Source organism: Pusillimonas sp. MFBS29 (assembly GCF_020687695.1).
Taxonomy (GTDB): Bacteria; Pseudomonadota; Gammaproteobacteria; order Burkholderiales; family Burkholderiaceae_B; genus Pusillimonas_C.
Window position 1 is genome coordinate 233312 of sequence record NZ_JAJEWL010000002.1, and the last position, 20861, is coordinate 254172.

General features: G+C 58.5%; 19 protein-coding genes. 9 read left to right on the forward strand and 10 right to left on the reverse strand.

The genetic code is table 11. From position 1 onward, the window contains the following. Positions 1-74: 74 nt before the first annotated feature. From LKR43_RS03730 to LKR43_RS03765, 8 genes are all read right to left on the reverse strand, one after another. Positions 75-4067 carry a non-ribosomal peptide synthetase gene (locus LKR43_RS03730; protein WP_227682510.1) on the reverse strand — a complete coding sequence of 1331 codons (3993 nt, stop codon included), beginning with the start codon at positions 4065-4067 and terminating at the stop codon, positions 75-77. 78 nt (positions 4068-4145) lie between these two features. Continuing rightward, positions 4146-4385, reverse strand: a complete 240-nt coding sequence (locus LKR43_RS03735) for a phosphopantetheine-binding protein (protein WP_227682511.1) — start codon at positions 4383-4385, stop codon at positions 4146-4148. Next, a complete protein-coding gene (locus LKR43_RS03740; protein WP_227682513.1) occupies positions 4382-6025 on the reverse strand; it encodes a (2,3-dihydroxybenzoyl)adenylate synthase in 1644 nt (547 codons plus the stop codon). Before LKR43_RS03740 ends, LKR43_RS03735 begins: the two co-directional genes overlap by 4 nt. 106 nt (positions 6026-6131) lie before the next feature. Continuing rightward, positions 6132-6938 (reverse strand): alpha/beta hydrolase, encoded by an 807-nt coding sequence (locus tag LKR43_RS03745; protein ID WP_227682514.1) that lies wholly within the window; start codon positions 6936-6938, stop codon positions 6132-6134. Positions 6939-6956: 18 nt separating this feature from the next. After that, positions 6957-8087: an ABC transporter substrate-binding protein gene (locus LKR43_RS03750; RefSeq protein WP_227682515.1), complete on the reverse strand. Its 1131-nt coding sequence runs from the start codon at positions 8085-8087 to the stop codon at positions 6957-6959. Positions 8088-8091: 4 nt separating this feature from the next. Next, complete coding sequence (locus LKR43_RS03755; RefSeq protein WP_227682516.1) at positions 8092-8877, reverse strand: ABC transporter ATP-binding protein; 786 nt, start codon at positions 8875-8877, stop codon at positions 8092-8094. A 5-nt stretch (positions 8878-8882) separates the two neighbouring features. Continuing rightward, on the reverse strand, positions 8883-9935 hold the full coding sequence (locus LKR43_RS03760; protein WP_227682517.1) for an iron ABC transporter permease: 1053 nt from the start codon (positions 9933-9935) through the stop codon (positions 8883-8885). A 70-nt stretch (positions 9936-10005) separates the two neighbouring features. After that, positions 10006-10743: a hypothetical protein gene (locus tag LKR43_RS03765; protein ID WP_227682518.1), complete on the reverse strand. Its 738-nt coding sequence runs from the start codon at positions 10741-10743 to the stop codon at positions 10006-10008. Between the two features lie 156 nt (positions 10744-10899). Here LKR43_RS03765 and LKR43_RS03770 point away from each other — a divergent pair, with 156 nt between their 5' ends. From LKR43_RS03770 to LKR43_RS03790, 5 genes are all read left to right on the forward strand, one after another. Further along, entirely contained in the window at positions 10900-11763 is an 864-nt protein-coding gene (locus LKR43_RS03770) for a DMT family transporter (protein ID WP_255675960.1), read from the forward strand. Positions 11764-11816: 53 nt separating this feature from the next. Continuing rightward, entirely contained in the window at positions 11817-12170 is a 354-nt protein-coding gene (locus LKR43_RS03775; RefSeq protein ID WP_227682809.1) for a CidA/LrgA family protein, read from the forward strand. After that, positions 12167-12892, forward strand: coding sequence for an LrgB family protein (locus LKR43_RS03780; protein ID WP_227682520.1), 726 nt, complete (start codon positions 12167-12169; stop codon positions 12890-12892). The genes LKR43_RS03775 and LKR43_RS03780 overlap by 4 nt, the downstream gene beginning before the upstream one ends. Positions 12893-12987: 95 nt before the next feature. Then, the gene (locus LKR43_RS03785) at positions 12988-14643 is read left to right on the forward strand and encodes an acyl-CoA synthetase (RefSeq protein WP_227682521.1); all 1656 of its coding nucleotides are present in this window, start codon (positions 12988-12990) and stop codon (positions 14641-14643) included. Between the two features lie 56 nt (positions 14644-14699). After that, on the forward strand, positions 14700-15182 hold the full coding sequence (locus tag LKR43_RS03790; RefSeq protein ID WP_227682522.1) for a YajQ family cyclic di-GMP-binding protein: 483 nt from the start codon (positions 14700-14702) through the stop codon (positions 15180-15182). Between the two features lie 5 nt (positions 15183-15187). On the opposite strand, the gene LKR43_RS03795 is transcribed toward LKR43_RS03790, so the two are convergent. Both LKR43_RS03795 and LKR43_RS03800 read right to left on the reverse strand, forming a co-directional pair. Continuing rightward, on the reverse strand, positions 15188-15949 hold the full coding sequence (locus LKR43_RS03795) for an ABC transporter permease (protein ID WP_227682523.1): 762 nt from the start codon (positions 15947-15949) through the stop codon (positions 15188-15190). Continuing rightward, the gene (locus tag LKR43_RS03800; protein ID WP_227682524.1) at positions 15946-16872 is read right to left on the reverse strand and encodes an ABC transporter ATP-binding protein; all 927 of its coding nucleotides are present in this window, start codon (positions 16870-16872) and stop codon (positions 15946-15948) included. Before LKR43_RS03800 ends, LKR43_RS03795 begins: the two co-directional genes overlap by 4 nt. Before the next feature lie 87 nt (positions 16873-16959). On the opposite strand from LKR43_RS03800, the gene LKR43_RS03805 reads away from it, so the two are divergent. From LKR43_RS03805 to LKR43_RS03820, 4 genes are all read left to right on the forward strand, one after another. Beyond that, positions 16960-18444 carry an NAD(P)H-hydrate dehydratase gene (locus LKR43_RS03805; protein WP_227682525.1) on the forward strand — a complete coding sequence of 495 codons (1485 nt, stop codon included), beginning with the start codon at positions 16960-16962 and terminating at the stop codon, positions 18442-18444. A gap of 30 nt (positions 18445-18474) precedes the next feature. Further along, entirely contained in the window at positions 18475-19323 is an 849-nt protein-coding gene (locus tag LKR43_RS03810) for an HAD family hydrolase (RefSeq protein ID WP_227682526.1), read from the forward strand. A 10-nt stretch (positions 19324-19333) separates the two neighbouring features. Continuing rightward, a complete protein-coding gene (tadA, locus tag LKR43_RS03815) occupies positions 19334-19792 on the forward strand; it encodes a tRNA adenosine(34) deaminase TadA (RefSeq protein WP_227682810.1) in 459 nt (152 codons plus the stop codon). Positions 19793-19878: 86 nt separating this feature from the next. After that, positions 19879-20832: an LD-carboxypeptidase gene (locus LKR43_RS03820; protein WP_227682527.1), complete on the forward strand. Its 954-nt coding sequence runs from the start codon at positions 19879-19881 to the stop codon at positions 20830-20832. Positions 20833-20861 lie beyond the last annotated feature (29 nt).

Genomic DNA, 20861 nt, shown 5'->3' on the forward strand with positions numbered 1-20861 from the left:
TGTCCTTGATGTAATCAGACTGGACAGCCAGGTTGAAATGAGTAAGCGTTAAAGGGTGAGCGGAACAGCAAGCGCTAATCGCATGGCTGCTCCATACGACAGGCCGCCGCGTCGGCCGCCGTCAAGGCCCGATCCAGCGTGGGCAGCAGCTGCGCGACTGCGTGCTCTCCGGTCAGGTGCGCGTGCAAAGAGTCAATGTCGTGAGACTGCATTCGGGTAGTCCAGGGCAGCCACATGTCGGGATGCAGGGTTTCGCCCTGATGATCCAGAGCCGCGCGGAAGTAGAGCAGCTCGCCGCCATAGGTTCGGTGATGGTGCTTGCGTACCAGTGCGTTGCTGTGGTCGACCGATGCAAGAATGCCGCCCAGCTGGTCATCCGTCAGTTGGCCCAGTGCATGTCCGCTGTCGCGCAGAAAGGTCGTGACGCCCTCGCGATTGAGTTTTCCGGGGCCCAGTGCGTCAGGATCATAGCCTGCGATATGCATGATGGCCTTATAGGCTGCGTCGTGCTCGGGCTCCGGACGTTCGCGCCAGGCATCACTGGGATAGGCATCGAGCAGGCATACCACGCCCACATGGTGTCCTCTTGCTTCCAGCACGCAGGCAAGTTCGTGCGCAATGATGCCTCCTACCGACCAGCCTGCCAGGTGATAGGGGCCTTCACTTTGCATGGCGACGATCTGATCGGCATAACGATTGGCCAGGTCACTCAGGCTTTCTATGTCTGCGCTCTCGTGATCCAGCCAGGGCGATTGCACGCCGTATACCGGACGTGATGTGGGCAATCGTCTTGCCAGTAGTCCGTAGCACCAGCTCAGGCCGCCGGCCGGATGTATGCAGAACAGGGCAGGGCGTTCTTGCCCGGCGTCGGGCTGAAGTGTGAAGTTGCTGCCGAAGCCATGGCCCAGCGCAGGCAGGGCCGTGGTGTCTGCATGGTCCAGGTAAGAGGCCAGCCGTGCAACCGTGGGGTGCTCGAAAATGGCTCCCAGCGTCAGATCTTGTGCAAACTGTTTTCGCAGCAGCAGTGCCAGCCGGGCCGCCAGCAAAGAGTGACCGCCCAGCGAGAAGAAGTCATCGTCGGCGGCTGGATTGTTCGCCAGTCCAAGGACTTCCCTGAATAGCGGGGCGACCAGGAGCTCGGTTGCGGTTTGCGCCTGGCGGCCCCTGCCGGCTGAAAACGTCGGCGCGGGCAGGGCCTTGCGATCGAGCTTGCCGTTCACGTTTACGGGCAGTGCATCCAGCCATAGTATGGCCGAGGGCACCATGGCTTCCGGAAGATGGTCTCTGGCAAAAGCCAGAGCGTCATCGGGCGAGCCATGCCGGCCTTCATGCGCCACCATATAGGCGACCAGACGAACCAGGCCGGGCGTGTCTTCCCGTGCCACGACAACCAGCTCACGACATGCAGGGTAGCGACCGAGTACCGCTTCGACCTCGCCCAGTTCTATGCGTTGACCGCGTATCTTGACCTGGTGGTCCAGGCGGCCAAGGTAAATCACGGCGCCGTCCTGGCGCCAGCGGGCCAGGTCGCCGGTTTCGTACATCCGTGCTCCGGCCTGCGCGGCGAACGGATCCGGCACGAAACGTTCTGCGGTCAGGTCCGGCCGGCCCAGATAGCCGTCGGCCAGCTGGCGTCCGCCCAGGTATAAAGTGCCTGTCACGCCCGGGGGCACCGGTCGCAGATCCTGGTCAAGAATGTAAAGCTGGGTATTCCATACCGGCAAACCTATAGGCAGTGGATCGGAACGGTCATCCCGATGTGCGTGCCAATAACTCACGTCGACCGCGGCTTCGGTCGGGCCGTAAAGATTGTGCAGCCGGGCGTCGATCAGGCTATGGAATCGGTCGCGCAAGCCGGCACTTAATGCTTCGCCGCTGCAGTACACATGGTCGAGCTTAAGTCCTCGGCTTTCAGGCTCATTCAGGAATGCAACCAGCATGGACGGCACAAAATGCACAACGTTGACGTTCTGATTCCTGATCAACTGGTTCAGGGCATGCGGATCGCGATGCAGCCCCGGCTCGGCAATGGCCAGCGTGGCGCCGCAAAGCATGGGCAGGAACAGTTCCCAAACCGAAACATCAAAGGTATAGGGCGTCTTCTGAAGAAAATTGTGCTCTGGTGTGAGTCCGTAGTGGGCCTTCATCCACAGCAGACGGTTGACTATGGCGCCGTGGCTGACTACGACACCCTTGGGCTCACCCGTGGAGCCTGAGGTGAAAAGGACATAAGCCGGATCGCTGGCCACCGGTGCGGACCAGGCCGGTAACTCGTTCTCGGACGTGAACAGGGTTTCGACATCCAGCTGCGCGCATGCCCCCGACAGCCGGGGCAGTGTGCTGGCGTCACCTATGACGGAGGCCGGTTGTGCCAGAGCCAGTATGCGAACGATACGGTCGTCGGGCTGTTCAATATCCAGCGGCAGGTAGGCGGCGCCTGCCCGCTGGATGGCGTGCAGACTCATGACCATGAGGTCGCTGCGGGGCAAGGCAACAGCGACTACGTCGCCTGAGCCCACGCCGGCCATGCGCAAGCCAGCTGCGGCGCGGCCGACCATGGTGTCAAATTCGCGGTAGCTGATTACTCGCTCACCGAAACGCAGGGCGATACGCCCGGCATGATCCCGACAGCTTGCCTGGGTCAAGGCACTGAGCGTTGTGTCGGGAACGTCGTGTCCGGTCTGGTTGACACCGTGTACCCAGTGTTGCCATTCCACCGGGCCCAGCGTTTGCACGGTAGCCAGGGACTCGGCTTGCAGGGCACGGTCTATGAAACCTATCACTCGTTCCAGATGCGTATCAAGGTCGTGTTGTCGATACAGCTTGGGGTTGGCCTCAAGCTCCAGCCGCAGCTGCGAGCCATCTGCCATGGCCCTGAAGTTGAAGTTCAGATCCTCGACCGGACCTGCACACAGCACTTCCTGATGCGCCTGCAGCCCTGATTGTCGATAGGGCGCGTCGAAGGGCAGGATATTGACCAATGGCCCGTGAAGGCGTCGCAGCCCGCCCAGCAGCCCCAGATCGCGGCGTAGCTGCTCGCTGCGATAGCGACCGTGCTTGCGGGCCAGACGCAATTGCCTGGACGCAGCGCGAAAACAGGTATCAAGCGGTTCGTGCTGGCTTATGTGCAGCGGTAGCGGTGCTACGTTCATGATGGTTGCAACACTGCGTGCACTTGCGTTGCCCATGCGCCCCATCCAGGGAACGCCTATCACCGTTATGTCCTGGCCGGTATGGCGCTGTACATAGGCTGCTATCAATGTCGTCAGCATGTCCGGCCAGCTGCACTGGGCCTGTTCCTGCCGGTGTTGCAATCGCGCAATCAGATCTTCGTCCAGCTCGCGTCTGGCTTGAAGGATGCCGGAAGCTGTCAGCGCAGGAGCGGCACACAGGCTGGCGACTTCGTCAGACCCGCCCAACTGGTCCAGCCAGAAAGACGCATCTTCGGTGCGCTTCACACCTTTCCGATAGGCGATGTCTTCCTTTACGACTTCCTGGAAAGGGGTCAGTGGCGTGCCTTCAGCACCTTGCCCTATGAATGCCTGATACAACTGTATGCTGCGCTTTTCAATCAGCGACATGCCATAGCCGTCTGCGGCCAGGTGATGAACACGCTGATACCAGAAGAAATGCTGCTCGCCGGCAATGAACAGGATGTGGCGCGCAAGGGGTTGGGCAACCGGGTCAATGGCCGAGCGCAGGTCGCCAAGCATCTGTGCTTTGGCCTGTTCTGCAGCGTTGGGCAGCTTACTCAGATCCACGATCTCGAGCACGGGGGTTGCAGTGTCATCCAGATACTGCAACGGGCCCGACTCATGATCAATGAATCTCAGGGACTGCGCGTTGGCCTCTTGCAGCGTCTGATTGATGGCCTGCACAAACTTCGAAAGATTCAGCGTATCGCGAATTTCGGTGCAGTGTCCGGTGTTGAATATCGGATTCTGCGGATCCAGTCGTTGTGCATACCAAAGTCCTTCCTGTGCTTCGGTCAGTGGCACCGCGCCCTGTGGCCCCTGCATGAAGTGCCTGCTGTCAGGCGCGGTTGTATTGAGATCGTCGACTTTCATAACGCTGGAACGGCACGCATGCGGGCTTACAGGAATCGCTTTGTGGCAAGAAATGTTGGTTCGGTAAGAAAATCAGGATCAGCGTGACTGTCCTGCCTGAACCAGCTCCCACCAGTGCCCCAGCGTGGCGTTGAGTGCCATCTCGGAAAAGTCCATGGGAGCGCCTGCCTCACTCCATTGCGAGGCCAGTGTCATGGTGCGCATGGAGTCCAGCCCCAGGTCCATGAGATTGTCATCGTCGGCAATCTCGCTCGGGTCTTCGTGCAGTATGCGGGCAATATCGGCACGCATGGATTCCAGTGTAAGAGTAGTGCTCATGAGTTGTGTTGTGTTTGTTCGAGTTGGGCGCGCAACTGCGCACGTAAAGTCTTGCGACTGATTTTGCCGACGGCGGTCTCGCTGAATGTATCGACGAAAACGATTTGATCGGGCACCTTGAACTCGGCGATGCCTTGTTCGCGTACCCACTTTTTCAGTTCGATGGCCCGGGGCTTTTCGTTCTTGGGAATGATGAAGGCGCAGCTGCGCTCGCCCAGATAAGGATCCGGTACCGAGACCACGGCCGCGTCGAAAACTCCAGGATGCGAAAGCAGGTAGTTTTCGACTTCTTCAGCTGAAATTTTTTCACCCGCACGATTGATATGGTCGCCGGCCCGGCCTTGTACGACCAGATAGCCTGCAGGTGTCAGTTTGACGATGTCGCCGGTACGGTAATAGCCGTCTTCAAAAGAGCGCTGGTTTGCGCCGGGGTTGTTGTAATAGCCGCGTATGGTGTAGGGGCCACGCGTCAGCAGATGACCGGCCTGTCCGGGTGGCACCGGTACGCCGTTGTCGTCCAGGATCAATATTTCGTCATCCGGGCTGATGGGGCGTCCCTGGGTTTCCATGATGGTGTCCTGATCGTCGTCCAGGCGGGTGTAGTTGACCAGGCCTTCGGCCATTCCGAAAACCTGCTGGAGCGTTACACCAAAAATCGGCTTGACGCGTCTAGCCACTGCGGCGCTGAGTTTCGCACCGCCAACCTGCATGACGCGCAGCGTCGACAAATCCGGTTTGCTGCGTTCCGCAGCGTCCAGCCAGAGCATCAGCAGTGGCGGGACAAGGCTGCACTGCGTGACCTTCTCGCTCGCAATGAGCTCGAAGCAGTCTTGTGGTGTCGGCGTGGGGCTGAGCACGACGCGGCCGCCTGCATACAAGGTACCCAGAAAGCCCGGTGAACTCATCGGGAAGTTGTGCGCCATTGGCAAGGCGCAAAGCATGACGCTGTCGGCATCCAGCCCGCAGATGCGGGCACTTTCACGCAAGGTGTAGATATAGTCATCGTGCGTACGTGGAATCAGTTTCGACAGACCGGTGGTGCCGCCCGAAATTTGCAGGAATGCAATGTCTTGCGGCGCGGCAGCCGTGGCGGGCAACTGTGTGTCTGCGGCGCCGTCCATGAGCGCCTGCAGGCTGGTGTGACGTCCTGACGATTCACCGATAACGAAGACTTGCTCCAGATCGGGGCAGCGTTCCTTAAGCGTATCCGCGAGGCTGCAGTAATCGAACCCGCCGTGCTCCGCGGCACAAAGATAGGCGCGGGCACCACTGGAATTCACGAAGTGTTCTATTTCAGTGATCCGATGGGCGGGCAGGGCGTATACGGGTACGATGCCCACCCTGAACATACCGAATATGACGCTGACGAACTCAGGAATATTGGGCAGGTGAACAACTATGCGGTCACCGGCATTGAACCCACCGGCCAGCAGGCCCGCTCCGATCGTCGAGGCATCCCGATCGAGTTGTTCATAGCTTAGCCGCTGTTTATTGCCTGCTACTGCGATACGCTGGGGGTGTTCAAGCGCGCGCTCGCGCAACATGGTGCCAAAAGTTTCTCCACGCCAGTATCCGGCCTGTTGGTAACGCTGTACGTATTCTTCGGGCCAGCCATGCTGGGGGCCAATGTGTTTTGCCATGAGTGTGTGTGTCTATGTCTTGTGCCGGAACGGTGGCTGGAACAAGTGAATAATAACACTTCTCATTCTTGTATTTGCCTGCTTCAGGGCCTGATAACAGCTTGCTCTAGGCGGTGGTGGCCAGAAACTGTTTCAACGCATTACCGGCAGCGGCGTGCAGCATGGGACCATGTGCCAGCCCGGGCAGAATATCCAGGCTGTTTTCAGGGTGCCCCGAGTTACGCAAGGCATTATGAAACCGCTGGGCGAAAGGGATGGTGGAAACGCCAAATTCACGTATTGCTCCGGCAACGGCAGGCTGGGGACGCCAGCGCTCTTCGCTCCCTACCAGCATATGCACAGGCCGGGCATTTCCGACTTCCAGCAAGTCACCCGGGTGACGCTCCTGCAGCAGGGCCAGCATTTGTGGCCAGTACCACCACAAGGAAGGGCTGGCCGAATAAAAGCGGTTGAACATGGCAGGCCGTTTTATCCAGCAATAAAGGCTGAACAGGCCTGCATAGGAATGACCGAACAGCGTGACGGGGCCAGTCTTTGCGGTTTGATCCAGCAAAGGCAGCACCTGCAGCTCCAGAAAATCCATCAATGAATCCGCTCCACCACAGGGCCATTCCGCTTTTCTCGGATCGCTCATCAGGCCGCGCGGGCCCGCTGGCGTGTAGTCATGGGCGCGCCACGGCGCCAGAATGCTGCGCTCGGCCAGCCTGTAGCCCAGGCTGGCGATCTGTATCTTGTCTGTGTCGACGACATCCAGAGCGCAGGACAAGGTCTCGTCCAGCCAATGGCCGTCCAGAAACAGCACGGTGGGCAGGCTGGCATCAGGGCCGGCGCCGGCGGGGCGCCACAGGCGCAGGCGGTACTCACGTCCAGCGGTGTTGGTCAGAAGGTGTTCGTTGGAAGAAAATACAGGCATGCTCGAACAATCCCGATGCTATTTGTTCAGGTTCACCATATACGTGCCTTCCAGAGGAACGGTCAGAAAGCGTTCGTTGATCTCATCCAGTGTCTTCTGTGCGGAAATATCGCCTAAGCGTTCGGGATGGATCCAGCCTGCCAGCGCTTCGATAAAGATTACGTGCAGGGGAGAGTCGTTGAATGCATGCCAGATTCCGTGGGCGTTGCCGTTGCGTACCGCAGGCAGCGCACCCAGCCGGTTGGCGTCAATGATGCGCTCAAGGCTCTCGCGGGCCTCTTCCTCGGCAGCGCCCGTGCCAATGACCAGGCCGGTGCGAGTGCGCTTGCCCGATCCGGTGCCGGTTGCAACATAAATCGACGGATTGCGGGAGTTGATATATTCGAAGCTGAGCCGTCCCGTCACGGTTTTCAGTACATCGCTGCCTATATTGTGGCCACCCGCATATTCAATCATTTCACTGAATGTGCCCGTGCCCGGCGAGTTGCAGCAATCGGTGCTGCCGGCGTGGGCATGCACAAACACCGGCGGTCTTTGGTCAGCGGGCAGGTCGGTCAGCCGTTTGGCGACATTGGCCATATGGGATTGGTACAGCTCGATGAAGGCTTCGGTGCGTTCCTCTTGCCCCAGGGCCTGACCCAGGGCGCGCAGGCTGGGTATGGTGTTTTCCATGGGGTTAACGAAGAAGTCGATGATCATCACCGGTATGCCGGCGGCGTTGAACTGTTTGATGAGCAGGGAGTCTTCCGGGTCCTGTCCTTTGCCTATGCCGGCGAAACTGGCGGTAAGCACGACCAGGTCGGGTTGCAGTGCAAGTGCCTGCTCGACCGAAAAGGTATCGGCCGTATGCCGGCCTACCACGGGTATGTCTGCAATGGCGGGAAAGTGCTTCAGGTAGTTCTGGTACTCGTTCGCGAACGAGGTGCGGAATTCGTCGGACCATCCGGCCAGTATGCTGACGGGATCGGGGTGCAGCAAGGCCAGCACCTGCACGTGGCGGGCCTGGGTCAGAATGATGCGTTTGGCGGGCGCCTGCAGGCTTATGCTGCGGCCCAGCGCATCGGTTACTGTAATGGGCTGGGCGCTGACTAATGCGCTGCTTGCCATCAGGCAGATCAAGGCGCATGCGCGGGCGAATTTCAATAGCATTTTTTCACCTTACCGGGGCACGTAGCCCGTCAATCAATACTTGCAACATGCCCCGCGAGCATGGTTCTATCCGGGTTTCAACGCCATAGCCTTCGGCCAGGGCAGCCGGGGTGATGACCTCGGAGGGCAGGCCCTCGCCCAGCAATTCGCCTTGTCTGATCATGACGGCATAATCGCTGTGGCGCAGCGCAACGTTCAGATCATGCAGCACAATCAGGGTGATCAGGCCATGCTCGTGGGTTTCCTGTCGCAGCAGATCCATGACGTGGAACTGATAATTCAGATCCAGCGCCGAGAGCGGCTCATCGAGCAGCAGCAAGCGAGGTCGCCGGATCAGCGCCTGGGCCAGGCCCACCAGCTGTTTCTGGCCCCCCGACAGCTGATCCAGAAAATGCATGGACAAATGCTCTATGCCCAGGCGCCTGAGGAGTTCCATGACCTGATCCAGGTGAACATGACCGGCATCGGCTGACAGTGCAGACGCACGCGCCGCCACCAGCACTGATTCCAGCACGCGCAGATGCACGGAAGCCGGCAGCGATTGCGGCAGGTAGACCACGTGTTGTGCACGCTGCTCGAACGAGATTTTTTCCAGATTCTGCCCGTTCAGACGAACCGACCCCTGCTTCAGTGGCAGCAGCCCGGCCAGTGCCTTGAGCAGCGTGGATTTGCCACTGCCGTTGGGGCCGAGCAGCGAGACCAGCTGTCCTTCGCCCATGGGTTTCAGGCTAAGGTCCGGAATAATCGCCTGTTTACGGTAGGCCACCCGCAGATTGCTGACTTCAAGCATGGCGATCAATTGCTTTGGCGGCGTAATACCACCGACAGGAAGAAGGGAACGCCGACTAGCGAGGTCACGATCCCCACGGGAACGATGCTGCCGCTGGCTATATTCTTGGACGCGATGGAAGCCAGTGACAGAACCATGGCGCCAATCAGGGCGCTGCCCGGCAGATAGAAGCGATGGTCTTCGCCGAACAGGCGGCGGGCAATATGCGGAGCAATCAGGCCTATGAAGCTGATGGTGCCGACAAAAGAAACGGCCAGCGCCGCGAGCAGGCTGATGCGCAGCAGCGAGGTGAGTCTCAGGCGTTGCACATTGATGCCGAAACTGAATGCACGGTCTTCACCCAGGCGCAAGGCGGTCAGTTTCCACGCGTCACGCATGGCCAGTGGCCAAATCAGGGCGACAGCCAACGCCATGGCGCCTACTTTGGGCCAGGTGGCCCGGGACAGACTGCCCATGGTCCAGAACACCAGGCTTTGCAAATCTTCGGCACTCGCCACAAACTGCATGAGCGAGACCAGTGCATTGAAGGAAAATACCAGGGCGATGCCGAACAGCACCAGGCCTGAGCTGCTCATGGCTCCCCAGCGGGCGGCCGCATCGAGCAACAGGGCCGACAACAGGGCAAATACAAAGGCGTTGCCGGAAATCATCCAGGCATGGGGCAGCCCGGGTATCGACAGGTTAAGAACGATGGCCAGTGAGGCGCCAAACGCGGCGGCTGACGAAATACCCAGCGTAAACGGGCTGGCCAGGGGGTTGTTCAATATGGTCTGCATTTCGGCGCCGGCCAGCCCCAGTGCCATGCCGATTACGACAGCCATCATGGCATACGGCAGGCGGAACTCCCAGACTATGACCCGCATGGTGGGTTCTGCATCAGCGGGCTGCAGCAGCGTGTGGAACAAATCAGCCCAGGTCAGTGCGGAAGGGCCGAGGGTAAAGTCGGCCAGCATCGAAAATACGATGACACCCACCAGTGCGGCAATCAGCAGCCAGCGCGTCTTGAGCAGTTGCCGATAGTGCGTCTCGGCAATCCCCGATGTTTGAGCAGAAAGCATTAAATGCAGAATGAGAATAGTTTACAAAAACGAAAGTATAGAGTATTCGGGCATCAGGACGTGCTGACTGTCAACGCACTGGCAGGAAGTTAAAGAACAGCAAGCCTTGTACGTAATTGATGCCCACACGGCGCAAATTCTCGTCCAGCAAATTCGCTACCAGGTCCAGCCGACCTATCAGGGCGCCGAACTCGCGCTCGAAGCTCAGGTTGGTGGCCGAATCGCTCATTTCATTGGCCCACAGCAGGGGAGCGCCGGAAGGACTTTTCCGGGTAGCCAGCAGCCAGGCTGCGGTTTCGACGTTGCGGGCGGCGTTATAGACATGTTCGGCGTTGAGCACATCGGATATGTAGAAGCGTGTCTCGCCATCGTGTGCACTGATGATCATGTTTGCCATGCCGGCAACGAAGGCGCCGACCCGATCACCGGTATATACGGGATCGAGCGCTACGGCCAGGATTTCAATGTCGCGCAGTCCGGCCAGTTCCGGGGGCGGCCGGCCGCTATTTATCATGCGGCGCCCGCGCTCGATGGCAGCTTCTATCGTGGGTTCGCCGGTCTTGCGCCATTCGGCAGGGTTGCGGCGATAGAGCTTTTCAAGCAGGCGTGTCAGGCTGTCCAGATTGTCGCGCATGGCGATGGTGACAGTGCGGTTGAAGTCCGTCTGGCCCAGTTGATCAAACGATACTTCTTCGGTGCGTGGCGCGGTCGCGTCGGGGTTGAAGGGTGGCAGGGCGCAACCCGAGAGAAGCAACAGGCCCGCCACCATAAGGACGAACGCCGGCGGCTGGCAAAGATTGTGCTTCATTTCGGCGAGCAGCGTGAGTTTTCCATGAGCGCAGAGATTAGAATTTGGTCTGTTTCGTCCGGCATCGCGTTTTCTTGAGTAAAAGGTGAATATACCCTGCCATCAAACTCTGGAGTGTGTTTAGTGGATAAACAGATAAAACGCGGCTCTCTCGAAATGGCAAGTGCCATGGTTATTTCGGGCACGATAGGGTGGTTTGTGCTGATGTCGGGTCAGGCGGTGTCCGATGTCGTGTTCTGGCGTTGTGCCATCGGGGCTCCCGTGCTGTTGCTGATCTGCGCACTGATGGGCTATCTGAACCCGAAAAGGCTGGGCTGGACACGATTTTTCTGGGCCCTGATCAGCGGCGTGGCCATCGTGGGCAACTGGCTGTTGCTGTTCGCTGCCTATTCCCGTGCCTCTATAGGCATTGCAACCGCGGTGTACAACACGCAGCCCTTCATGCTGGTAGGCTTGGGAGCCTTGTTTCTGGGCGAGCGCATCACACTCGACAAAGTGCTGTGGCTCGGTCTGGCCTTCGTGGGAATGCTGGCGATCACACAGCAGCATGGTGCCGGTCCAGCTTATGGCGCGGGCAATTACCTCGTGGGTGTTGCTCTGGCCCTGGGCGCTGCGTTCTTGTACGCCGTGGCTGCGATCGTGGTCAAGAAGCTGACCGGGACGCCTCCCTACCTGATCGCGTTGATTCAGGTCTGCAGCGGAATTTTGCTGCTGGCTCCGTTTGTCCAGGTAGAGTCGCTGGCGAGTCAACCGCCGATAACCTGGCTGACTCTGCTGACGCTGGGGGTGGTGCACACCGGCCTGATGTACATATTGCTGTATGGCGGCATTCAGAAGCTGCCGACCTCCATTACCGGTGCGCTGTCATTCATTTATCCGGTTGTGGCCATTCTGGTGGATTGGATCGCTTTCGGGTACAGACTGCAATGGATGCAGTGGCTGGGTGTCGCTGCAATATTGCTTGCGGCTGCAGCCATGCAACAAGGCTGGGGCTTGAGGCGTCCCGCAACAGTGTGCTAGTGTGCGGCTTCACTCGTCGTAACAACTGATCCGGCCAGCATATCCATATGCCCATTCTGTTTGCACTAACCACGTTATTCCTGATGCAGGCCGCCGGAGAGGTTCTGGCGCGGCTTACGGGCTTGCCATTGCCCGGCGCCCTGATCGGCATGCTGCTCATGCTGGCGGCGCTTATGGTGTATGGCCGTGTGCCGGCCGGTTTGCGCGACACCTGTCACCACATGCTCAAACACCTGATGCTGCTGTTCATCCCGCCGGTGGCCGGCATCATGCTGTATATCGGTCCGCTTGAACGCGAGTGGATACCTTTTCTGCTGGCTTGTATCGCAGGGGTGGGGCTGACCGTCGTGGTTACCGCCGTAACACTGCGCTGGATGCTGCGTATAACCGGGAAAGATGAGTCATGAGCAGCAGTCTGCTCGCGGCCTGGGCTTATCTGGCTGATACCCCGCTGTTCTGGCTGGGCTTCACTCTGGCGGCTTATCTGCTTGCCGCAACGATTTATCAACGCAGCGGGGGGAATCCCTTGCTGCTGCCTGTATTCACTGCTGTCATCGGGGTGGTTGCTTTTCTGTATGCCACCGGTACGCCCTACGAGGTCTACGCAAAAAACACCTGGCTGCTGGAGTTTCTCATCGGGCCCGCGACTGTGGCTCTGGCCATACCGTTGTACAGCCAGTTGGGCCGACTGAAGCGCCTTTTTCTGCCGGTCATGGTGGCACTGCTGGCGGGTTCGGCTTGCGCCATTTTGTCAGCCATAGGAATCGCCTGGGCCTTGGGCGCCAGTGTGCAGACCCAGATGTCACTAGGTCCAAAGTCAGCCACCATGCCTATTGCGATGGAAGTCGCTGCCATAAATGGTGGCCTGCCGTCATTGACTACCGTGGCGGTCGCCATAACTGGTATATCGGGTGCCATGATCTGCGGATTGTTGCTCAAGGTGCTGCGTATCCATGATCCGGCGACCCGTGGATTTGCTCTGGGGCTTAGCGCGCATGCCATAGGTGTGGCGCGCTCCTTCCAGACAAATGAAACAGCCGGTGCTTTTGCCGCCCTTGGCATGGGCCTGAACGGTATCGCCACGGCGGTGCTGATGCCGCTGCTTTTGTCTTTGCTGGCACTTTTCTGAAGCGGGCGCTATGATTTTGTCATCAGGAACGCCCTGAAGCGCAGGCATCGGCTGCGCTTCAGGGCTGCACAAATAAAATAATGCAAGGAGACTCCATGACCAGTATTTTCGACCAGGATCTGCCCCAGACGCCTGCCAACTACACCGCGATATCGCCTTTGTCGTTCATAGAGCGCTCCGCCTATACGTATCCGCAGCACCTTGCAGTCGTGCACGGCAGCGGGCCCACCGCCTTACGCCGTACGTGGTCCGAGCTTTACAGCCGCTGCCGCCAGCTGGCCAGCGCCCTGAACCGGTCGGGAATCGGCAAAGGCGACACCGTCGCCGTGATGCTGCCCAATACGCCACCCATGGTCGAGGCTCATTTCGGCGTACCCATGGCCGGCGCAGTGCTTAACACCATTAATACGCGGCTGGATCCGCAAACGGTCGCATTCATGCTCGACCACGGTGAAGCCAGGGTGGTGATTGTCGATGCCGAATTCGCGCCGACCATGAGCAAGGCGCTGGAATTGCGTACGTCAACAACGCCCATCAAGGTCATTGATGCAGCCGACAGCCTGTATACGGGTTCCAGTCTGCCCATCGGTGATACGGAATACGAGGCCTTCATCGCCGGGGGCGATCCCGAGTTCGCCTGGGAGCTGCCTGAGAACGAGTGGGACGCCATCGCACTGAACTACACCAGTGGCACCACCGGCAACCCCAAGGGCGTGGTTTACCATCACCGGGGCGCTGCCACGGCAGCCATATCCAATATTCTCGAATGGGACATGCCCAAGCACGCCGTCTACTTGTGGACCTTGCCCATGTTCCATTGCAACGGATGGTGCTTTCCCTGGGCCGTTGCGGCGCGAGCAGGCGTCAACGTATGTTTGCGGCGGGTCGAGGCCAAGGCCATATTCGACGCCATCCGCGAGCATGGCGTCGATCATTATTGTGGTGCGCCGATCGTGCACGGCATGCTGGTGAATGCCCCCGACAGCCTCAAGGAGGGTGTACCGCAAGGGGTAAAGGCCATGGTGGCTGGTGCGGCGCCACCGGCGTCCATGATAGAAGGCATGGAGCGCATGGGCTTCAACCTGCTTCATGTGTACGGTCTTACCGAAACCTATGGGCCGGCTACGGTTTGCGCCCAGCATGACGACTGGAGCCAACTCGATATTGGCGAGCGGGCGCGGTTGAATGCCCGTCAGGGCGTCACCTACCATCTTGAGCGCGGGATTGCCGTCATGAACCCCGAAACCATGCAGCCAGTACCGGCTGATGGCGTAACCATGGGCGAAATCATGTTCCGGGGCAATATCACCATGAAGGGCTACCTGAAGAACCCCAAGGCCACACAGGAAGCTCTGGCAGGCGGCTGGTTTCACAGTGGCGACCTGGCCGTCATGGACCCTGACGGCTATGTGAAGATCAAAGACCGCAGCAAAGACATCATTATTTCCGGTGGCGAAAATATTTCTTCCATCGAGGTGGAAGATGTGCTGTACCGTCATCCCGATGTGCTCGCCGCGGCAGTGGTGGCACGCTCGGACACGCGCTGGGGCGAAACTCCCTGCGCCTTCATCGAGCTGAAAGAGGGTTCGGCAACCAGCGATCAGGCTATCATCGAGCATTGCAAGAAGCATATGGCCGGCTATAAGGTACCGCGCCACGTAGTGTTCTGCGAATTGCCAAAAACCTCGACCGGCAAGATACAAAAGTTCGAGTTACGCAAGAAAGCCGAAGCGCTGGAACCTGTGGTCTGACCGGTAGTTCCGGGCGCGCGGTAAACTTGCGTCTGCTTATTTTTAGGGAACGAGTAATGCCTTCTTTTGATGTGGTTTCTGAAGTCGACAAGCACGAACTGAGCAATGCCGTTGATCAGGCCAATCGCGAGCTGTCCACGCGCTTTGACTTCAAGGGCGTCGATGCCAAGTTCGAGCTTGACGGCTTTGTGGTCACGCAAACAGCACCCAGCGTATTCCAGTTGAATCAGATGCTCGACATCCTGCGTGGCCGCCTTACGGCGCGCAGCATCGATGTGCGCTGCATGGAAGTCGGTGATCCGCTTGAAAACCTGGGTGGGGCACGCCGCAAGGTCACGATCCGCCAGGGCATCGAACAGGCCATCTCGAAAAAACTGATCGCTGAATTGAAGTCAGCCAAGCTCAAGGTGGAAGCGCAAATTAACGGCGAGAAGCTGCGCGTGTCCGGCAAGAAGCGCGACGACTTGCAAGGCGCAATGGCTTTGATGCGCAAGTCAGATGTCGATCTTCCGCTGCAGTTCAATAATTTCCGCGACTAAGCCGGTCAGGGGCGCAAGCGGTAACCGGTACGAAAGATCCAGGCAACAGTTACCAGGCAAAGGGCCAGGAATAGCAGCGTCATGCCCAGGCTGACGTAAACATTCACGTCGGCCAGGCTGTAGAAGCTCCAGCGGAAACCGCTGATCAGGTAAACCACCGGATTGAACAAGGTTACGGTTTGCCAGAAGGGTGGCAGCATGTCTATGGAATAGAAGCTGCCACCCAGAAAGGTCAGGGGCGTGACAATCAGCAATGGCACAATTTGCAGCTTTTCAAAGCCGTCTGCCCATATGCCTATGATGAAGCCGAACAGGCTGAATGTCAGGGCGGTCAGTATCAGAAACAGCAGCATCCAGACCGGATGGTCAATACGCAGCGGAACGAAGAAGGTGGCAGTCAGCAAAATGATTGCGGCCAGAATAATGGACTTGGTCGCCGCTGCTCCTACATAACTGAGCGTGATCTCCAGATACGAGACGGGGGCGGACAATAATTCGTAAATGGTGCCAGTGAATTTCGGGAAATAGATGCCGAATGATGCGTTCGATATGCTTTGCGTGAGCAAGGAAAGCATGATCAGGCCAGGCACGATGAAGGCGCCGTAGCTGATACCGCCCACTTCTGTGATGCGGTTGCCAATGGCCGCGCCAAAAACCACGAAGTACAACGATGTGGAAATCACGGGCGCAATAATGCTTTGCATCAGCGTGCGCCAGGTTCTGGCCATCTCAAAAAGGTAGATGGCCCGCATTGCGTGCAGATTCATGCTGCGCTCCGTACAAGTTGCACGAAAATCTCTTCGAGGGAACTTTGCTTGGTTTGCAAGTCTTTGAAGACTATTCCGGCTCGTGCCAGGTCGTGAAACAGGCCGGCCATGTCATTATGCTCATGCTGAGCGTCGTAGGTGTAGACAATTTCGCAAGCATCATCCGACAGGGCCAGCTGATACCCCGATAGCGCTTGCGGAATGGCTGCCAGTGGTTCGTACAGCTGGAGGGTAAGCTGCTTTTTGCCGAGCTTGCGCATGAGCTCGTGCTTTTCTTCGACCAGCAGGATTTCCCCATTGTTGATGACGCCTATCCGGTCTGCCATTTCTTCGGCTTCCTCGATATAGTGAGTCGTCAGAATGACCGTCACTCCAGTTTCGCGCAGTGTGCGCACCACTTCCCACATTTCCTTGCGCAGAGAAACGTCCACACCTGCGGTGGGCTCGTCAAGAAAGAGAATCTGCGGTTCGTGCGACAGAGCCTTGGCTATCAGGACTCGGCGCTTCATTCCACCCGACAATGTAATCAGTTGATTGTCTTTCTTGCTCCAGAGGGACAGCTGGCGCAGGATTTTTTCTATGTGGGCAGGGTCGGCGGGCTTGCCAAACAGACCTCGGCTGAAACTGACGGTCGCCCAGACTGTTTCGAATGCGTCGGTCGTCAGTTCCTGCGGCACCAGGCCGATTTTTGCACGGGCCTCACGGTAATCGGTGACGATATCGTAGCCGTCGGCGGTGACGGTACCTGTGCTGGGCCTGGCCAGGCCACAGATTATGCTGATCAGCGTGGTCTTGCCGGCTCCGTTAGGGCCAAGAAGTGCGAAAATTTCACCTTGCCGTATCTCAAGATTGACATTCTTGAGCGCCTGAAAGCCTGAGGCGTAGGTTTTACCGAGATTCGCAATTGAAATTATGGGGCGCATGAAGTGATTCCGGCTGGACTGCGGCACAATGCCAATGGTACACGCTTGAAAGCTGCCTTTGCTTGTCCAACACGGATTATTACTGCAATGAATGTTTCTTCACACAAACTGGCCTTGCTGACTACTTCGCAAATGGCACAAGCCGATCGGGCGGCTATTGCCTCAGGGGTCAGCGGAGTTGCCCTGATGGAAGCGGCGGGTGCCGCCGTTGTCGATGCGATTGCCCGGCGCTGGGCTATCCGTAACGTGACCGTATTGTGTGGCCCGGGCAACAACGGTGGTGATGGCTTTGTGGTTGCCAGGCATTTGCGTGATGCCGGCTGGCCTGTACGTCTGGGCCTTTTGGGCGCCCGTTCGGCACTGACCGGTGATGCCGCCCATCATACCCGGTTGTGGGGTGACGATATCCTGCCCCTCTCAGCCGAACTGCTTGATGGCGCGGAGCTGGTCGTGGATGCCTTGTTTGGTGCCGGGTTGTCGCGAGCACTAGACGGCGATGCGGCGGCAATCATTGATGCCCTGATTGCCGGCCGGCTGCCGGTCTGTGCCGTCGATGTGCCCAGCGGCCTGGATGGGAATACCGGACAAGTATTGGGTGTTGCCGCGCCGGCCAGCCTCACCGTTACTTTTTTCCGCAAGAAACCGGGGCATGTGCTGATGCCCGGCAGGCAACTTTGCGGTGAGCTGGTTGTGGCAGATATTGGCATACCGTCAGAGGTACTCAAAGATCTGCCCATCAGCAGTTTTCAGAATGGGCCTGATTTATGGCTGTCGCGCTATCCGGTTCCTTCACCGCACGAACACAAGTACCAGCGTGGCCATGCGCTGGTGGTGGGTGGCCGTACCATGACCGGGGCAGCCAGGATGGCGGCCATGGCTTGCGCAAGGGCGGGGGCGGGGCTGGTAAGTATTGCTGCGCCGGCAACCGTCTGGCCGGTTTATGCGGCCAGCCTGACCAGCATCATGGTGCAGCCTATGCACGAGTCGGGCACACTGGATACCATCCTGTCCGATACGCGCATCAATGCGGTGTTGCTTGGCCCCGGTGCAGGTATATCCGATCTGACACGCCGGCAGGTATTGCAGGCACTGTGTAGTGCGAGGGCTGTTGTACTCGATGCCGACGCCATCAGTGCGTTCGGCTCCGATCCGCAAGCGCTGTTCAAGGCGATAACCGGGCCTTGTGTGCTTACGCCTCACGAAGGTGAGTTCAATCGCGTGTTTTCCGTTGAGGGAAACAAGCTCGAGCGGGCTGTGCGGGCGGCGCAGGCCAGCGCTGCGGTGGTGGTGCTTAAAGGCGCCGATACCGTGATTGCTGCGCCGGACGGACGGGCAATCATAAACGCCAACGCACCACCAACATTGGCTACCGGCGGTACGGGTGACGTGCTGGCCGGCCTGATTACGGGTTTGATGGCGCAGGGTATGGAGCCCTTCGATGCGGCAGCCGCAGGCGTGTGGCTGCATGGCGAGGCAGCCCGGCTGTTTGGTCCCGGGCTGATATCCGAAGATCTGCCGGGTATGTTGCCACGCGTTCTGCGGCGCATGTTGCGGCATCATCTATCGCGTTAAACTGCGGGTACCTTACTACGCGAGCTTTTCATGTCCGACGTCATAGCCTTGATTTTCGATTTCGACGATACGCTTGCACCTGACAGCACCACAGGTTTCCTGGCTGACATGGGCGTCGACGTCGAGCAATTCTGGAATGATCAGGTAGGCCCCTTGCTGTTCCAGGACGATTGGGATCCGGTTCCTGCCTATCTGTATCAGATGATAGCGCTGTCCGAGTCCGGCACTCACGGCCCCATTACGCGGGAACGACTCGAGGCCTGGGGCAGGCGGTTGCCGTTGCATGCCGGTGTGGAAACGCTGTTCAGCCGCCTGCGCGAGATGATCAGGGTACAGCATCCGCAGGTGCAGATTGAGTTCTATCTGATTTCCAGCGGCATAGGCGATGTCGTGCGTCAAACTCCCATCGCGCACGAGTTCACCGATATCTGGGCGTCGGAATTCATTTATGACGATGCGGGCGCCATTCGTTTTCCTCGGCGGATAGTCAGCTTTACCGATAAGACCCGCTATCTGTTCCATATTCAGAAAGGTATAGTCGGTCCGGCTTCGCGCAACAAGCCCTTCGAGGTCAATCGAAAGATTGCCCCGGACAAGTTGCGCATTCCTTTCGAGCAAATGATATTCGTGGGCGACGGCTATACAGATATTCCCTGTTTTTCGCTGATCCGGCGGTCGGGTGGAGTGGCTTTTGGCGTCTGGGATCCCAAACACCGTGACAAGCGCAGCCGGGCATGGGGCTTCATACAGGAAGGACGCGTGTCGAACCTGAATCAGGCGCGCTATGACGATGAGGCCGAGCTTTACCAGTGGCTGGAAGAGGCCGTGGAAAGTCTGGCAGGGCGTATCACCCTTAACAATCGGATCTACCGTGGTTGATGCCGATGCGATGCAACTGGCGCTGGCACAGGCCGGGCTGGCTTATGCGGCTGGTGAAGTACCGGTGGGTGCAGTCGTGCTTGATGCCGAAGGTGAGCTGATAGGCAGCGGCTTTAACCGCACCATAACCGACAGTGACCCGACAGCACACGCCGAAATCGTGGCATTGCGTGTGGCGGCTGCGCACATGGGCAATTACCGACTGCCTGGCGCCAGACTCTATGTAACGCTGGAGCCCTGCATCATGTGTATCGGCGCCATGTTGCATGCACGACTGGATCGCATTGTGTACGGGGCGGCAGATCCCAAGACCGGGGCTTGTGGCAGCGTGCTGGCTGCGCACGAAATATCCCGGCTGAATCACCAGACGACAGTACAGGGTGGTGTGCTTGAAGACGAATGCGCAGAACTGTTAAGACGTTTCTTCCGTGAACGTCGTGCCCAGGCCAAGGCAGGCAAGTCGGCCTGAGCATTTCCGGCAGGCGCACATGCCACTGACCGCCGGCATGCATTACTATATTTCCCGTTAGTTTTAATTACCCATACAGGTTCAAGATGACGCAGTCCCACCACGAGCACGGCCATGATCACGATCATCATCATGCCCATCAGCACAAGAAGCCAGGTGGCATCTATCTGATTTCCCCATCTGGCGCAGTGGCCGATCCGGCTGTGCTCGATCTGGCCCGCCAGCGTCTGGCAGATCTGGGGTTCAAGACGTCAGTAGATCGCACGGCCCTGGCGGTACACGAGCGCTTTGCCGGTACCGACAAGCAGCGCCTGGCTGCCATCAACCGCTCGCTCAAGCAGAAACATCCTATCGTCATGGCCACGCGAGGCGGTTACGGACTGAGCCGTTTGTTGCCACTCATAGACTGGCAGCAGGTTGCCGATAGTGGAAAAACTTTTGTAGGTCTGAGCGATTTCACGGCTTTCAATCTGGCATTGCTGGCCAGAACAGGCGCCGGCAGCTTTTCAGGCCCAACCGCCATCTTCGACTTCGGGGCGAAGAAGATGGACGATCTGACAGCTGCACTGTTTGTCGAAAGCATGTGCCAGGAGCTCGAAATTCTCAGCTTCGAAACCCAGGATGCAGACCCGGTCGACGCCCGGGGGGTCCTGTGGGGCGGGAACCTCGCCATGGTCGCCTCGCTGGTGGGTACGCCTTATATGCCCAAGATTCGTGGCGGCATACTGTTTCTGGAAGATATAGGCGAACACCCCTATAGAATCGAGCGCATGCTGACGCAGCTTTTGCACGCCGGCATACTGGAACGGCAGAAAGCCATCGTGCTGGGTCGCTTCACCGACTATCGCCTGGGCAGTGCCGATGGCGGCTACGATCTGCCGTCCACCGTGGCCTGGCTGCGCTCGGTGATCAAGGTTCCCGTGATCACGGGTTTGCCTTATGGGCACGTCCGGGTCAAGGCCACTTTACCCATAGGTCGAAAAGTGGGTATTGCCACAGAGCCGGGCATGGCGCATCTGGTGCTCGAAGAGCATTTTTAACGGCGGCTTGTTAAACTAGCAGGTTGTTT

Bases quoted from the DNA above. Each gene is read 5' to 3' on its own strand.
- LKR43_RS03730 (WP_227682510.1), bottom strand. From the start codon at position 4,067: ATGAAAGTCGACGATCTCAATACAACCGCGCCTGACAGCAGGCACTTC.
- LKR43_RS03735 (WP_227682511.1), bottom strand. From the start codon at position 4,385: ATGAGCACTACTCTTACACTGGAATCCATGCGTGCCGATATTGCCCGC.
- LKR43_RS03740 (WP_227682513.1), bottom strand. From the start codon at position 6,025: ATGGCAAAACACATTGGCCCCCAGCATGGCTGGCCCGAAGAATACGTA.
- LKR43_RS03745 (WP_227682514.1), bottom strand. From the start codon at position 6,938: ATGCCTGTATTTTCTTCCAACGAACACCTTCTGACCAACACCGCTGGA.
- LKR43_RS03750 (WP_227682515.1), bottom strand. From the start codon at position 8,087: ATGCTATTGAAATTCGCCCGCGCATGCGCCTTGATCTGCCTGATGGCA.
- LKR43_RS03755 (WP_227682516.1), bottom strand. From the start codon at position 8,877: ATGCTTGAAGTCAGCAATCTGCGGGTGGCCTACCGTAAACAGGCGATT.
- LKR43_RS03760 (WP_227682517.1), bottom strand. From the start codon at position 9,935: ATGCTTTCTGCTCAAACATCGGGGATTGCCGAGACGCACTATCGGCAA.
- LKR43_RS03765 (WP_227682518.1), bottom strand. From the start codon at position 10,743: ATGAAGCACAATCTTTGCCAGCCGCCGGCGTTCGTCCTTATGGTGGCG.
- LKR43_RS03770 (WP_255675960.1), top strand. From the start codon at position 10,900: ATGGCAAGTGCCATGGTTATTTCGGGCACGATAGGGTGGTTTGTGCTG.
- LKR43_RS03780 (WP_227682520.1), top strand. From the start codon at position 12,167: ATGAGCAGCAGTCTGCTCGCGGCCTGGGCTTATCTGGCTGATACCCCG.
- LKR43_RS03785 (WP_227682521.1), top strand. From the start codon at position 12,988: ATGACCAGTATTTTCGACCAGGATCTGCCCCAGACGCCTGCCAACTAC.
- LKR43_RS03790 (WP_227682522.1), top strand. From the start codon at position 14,700: ATGCCTTCTTTTGATGTGGTTTCTGAAGTCGACAAGCACGAACTGAGC.
- LKR43_RS03795 (WP_227682523.1), bottom strand. From the start codon at position 15,949: ATGAATCTGCACGCAATGCGGGCCATCTACCTTTTTGAGATGGCCAGA.
- LKR43_RS03800 (WP_227682524.1), bottom strand. From the start codon at position 16,872: ATGCGCCCCATAATTTCAATTGCGAATCTCGGTAAAACCTACGCCTCA.
- LKR43_RS03805 (WP_227682525.1), top strand. From the start codon at position 16,960: ATGAATGTTTCTTCACACAAACTGGCCTTGCTGACTACTTCGCAAATG.
- LKR43_RS03810 (WP_227682526.1), top strand. From the start codon at position 18,475: ATGTCCGACGTCATAGCCTTGATTTTCGATTTCGACGATACGCTTGCA.
- tadA (WP_227682810.1), top strand. From the start codon at position 19,334: ATGCAACTGGCGCTGGCACAGGCCGGGCTGGCTTATGCGGCTGGTGAA.
- LKR43_RS03820 (WP_227682527.1), top strand. From the start codon at position 19,879: ATGACGCAGTCCCACCACGAGCACGGCCATGATCACGATCATCATCAT.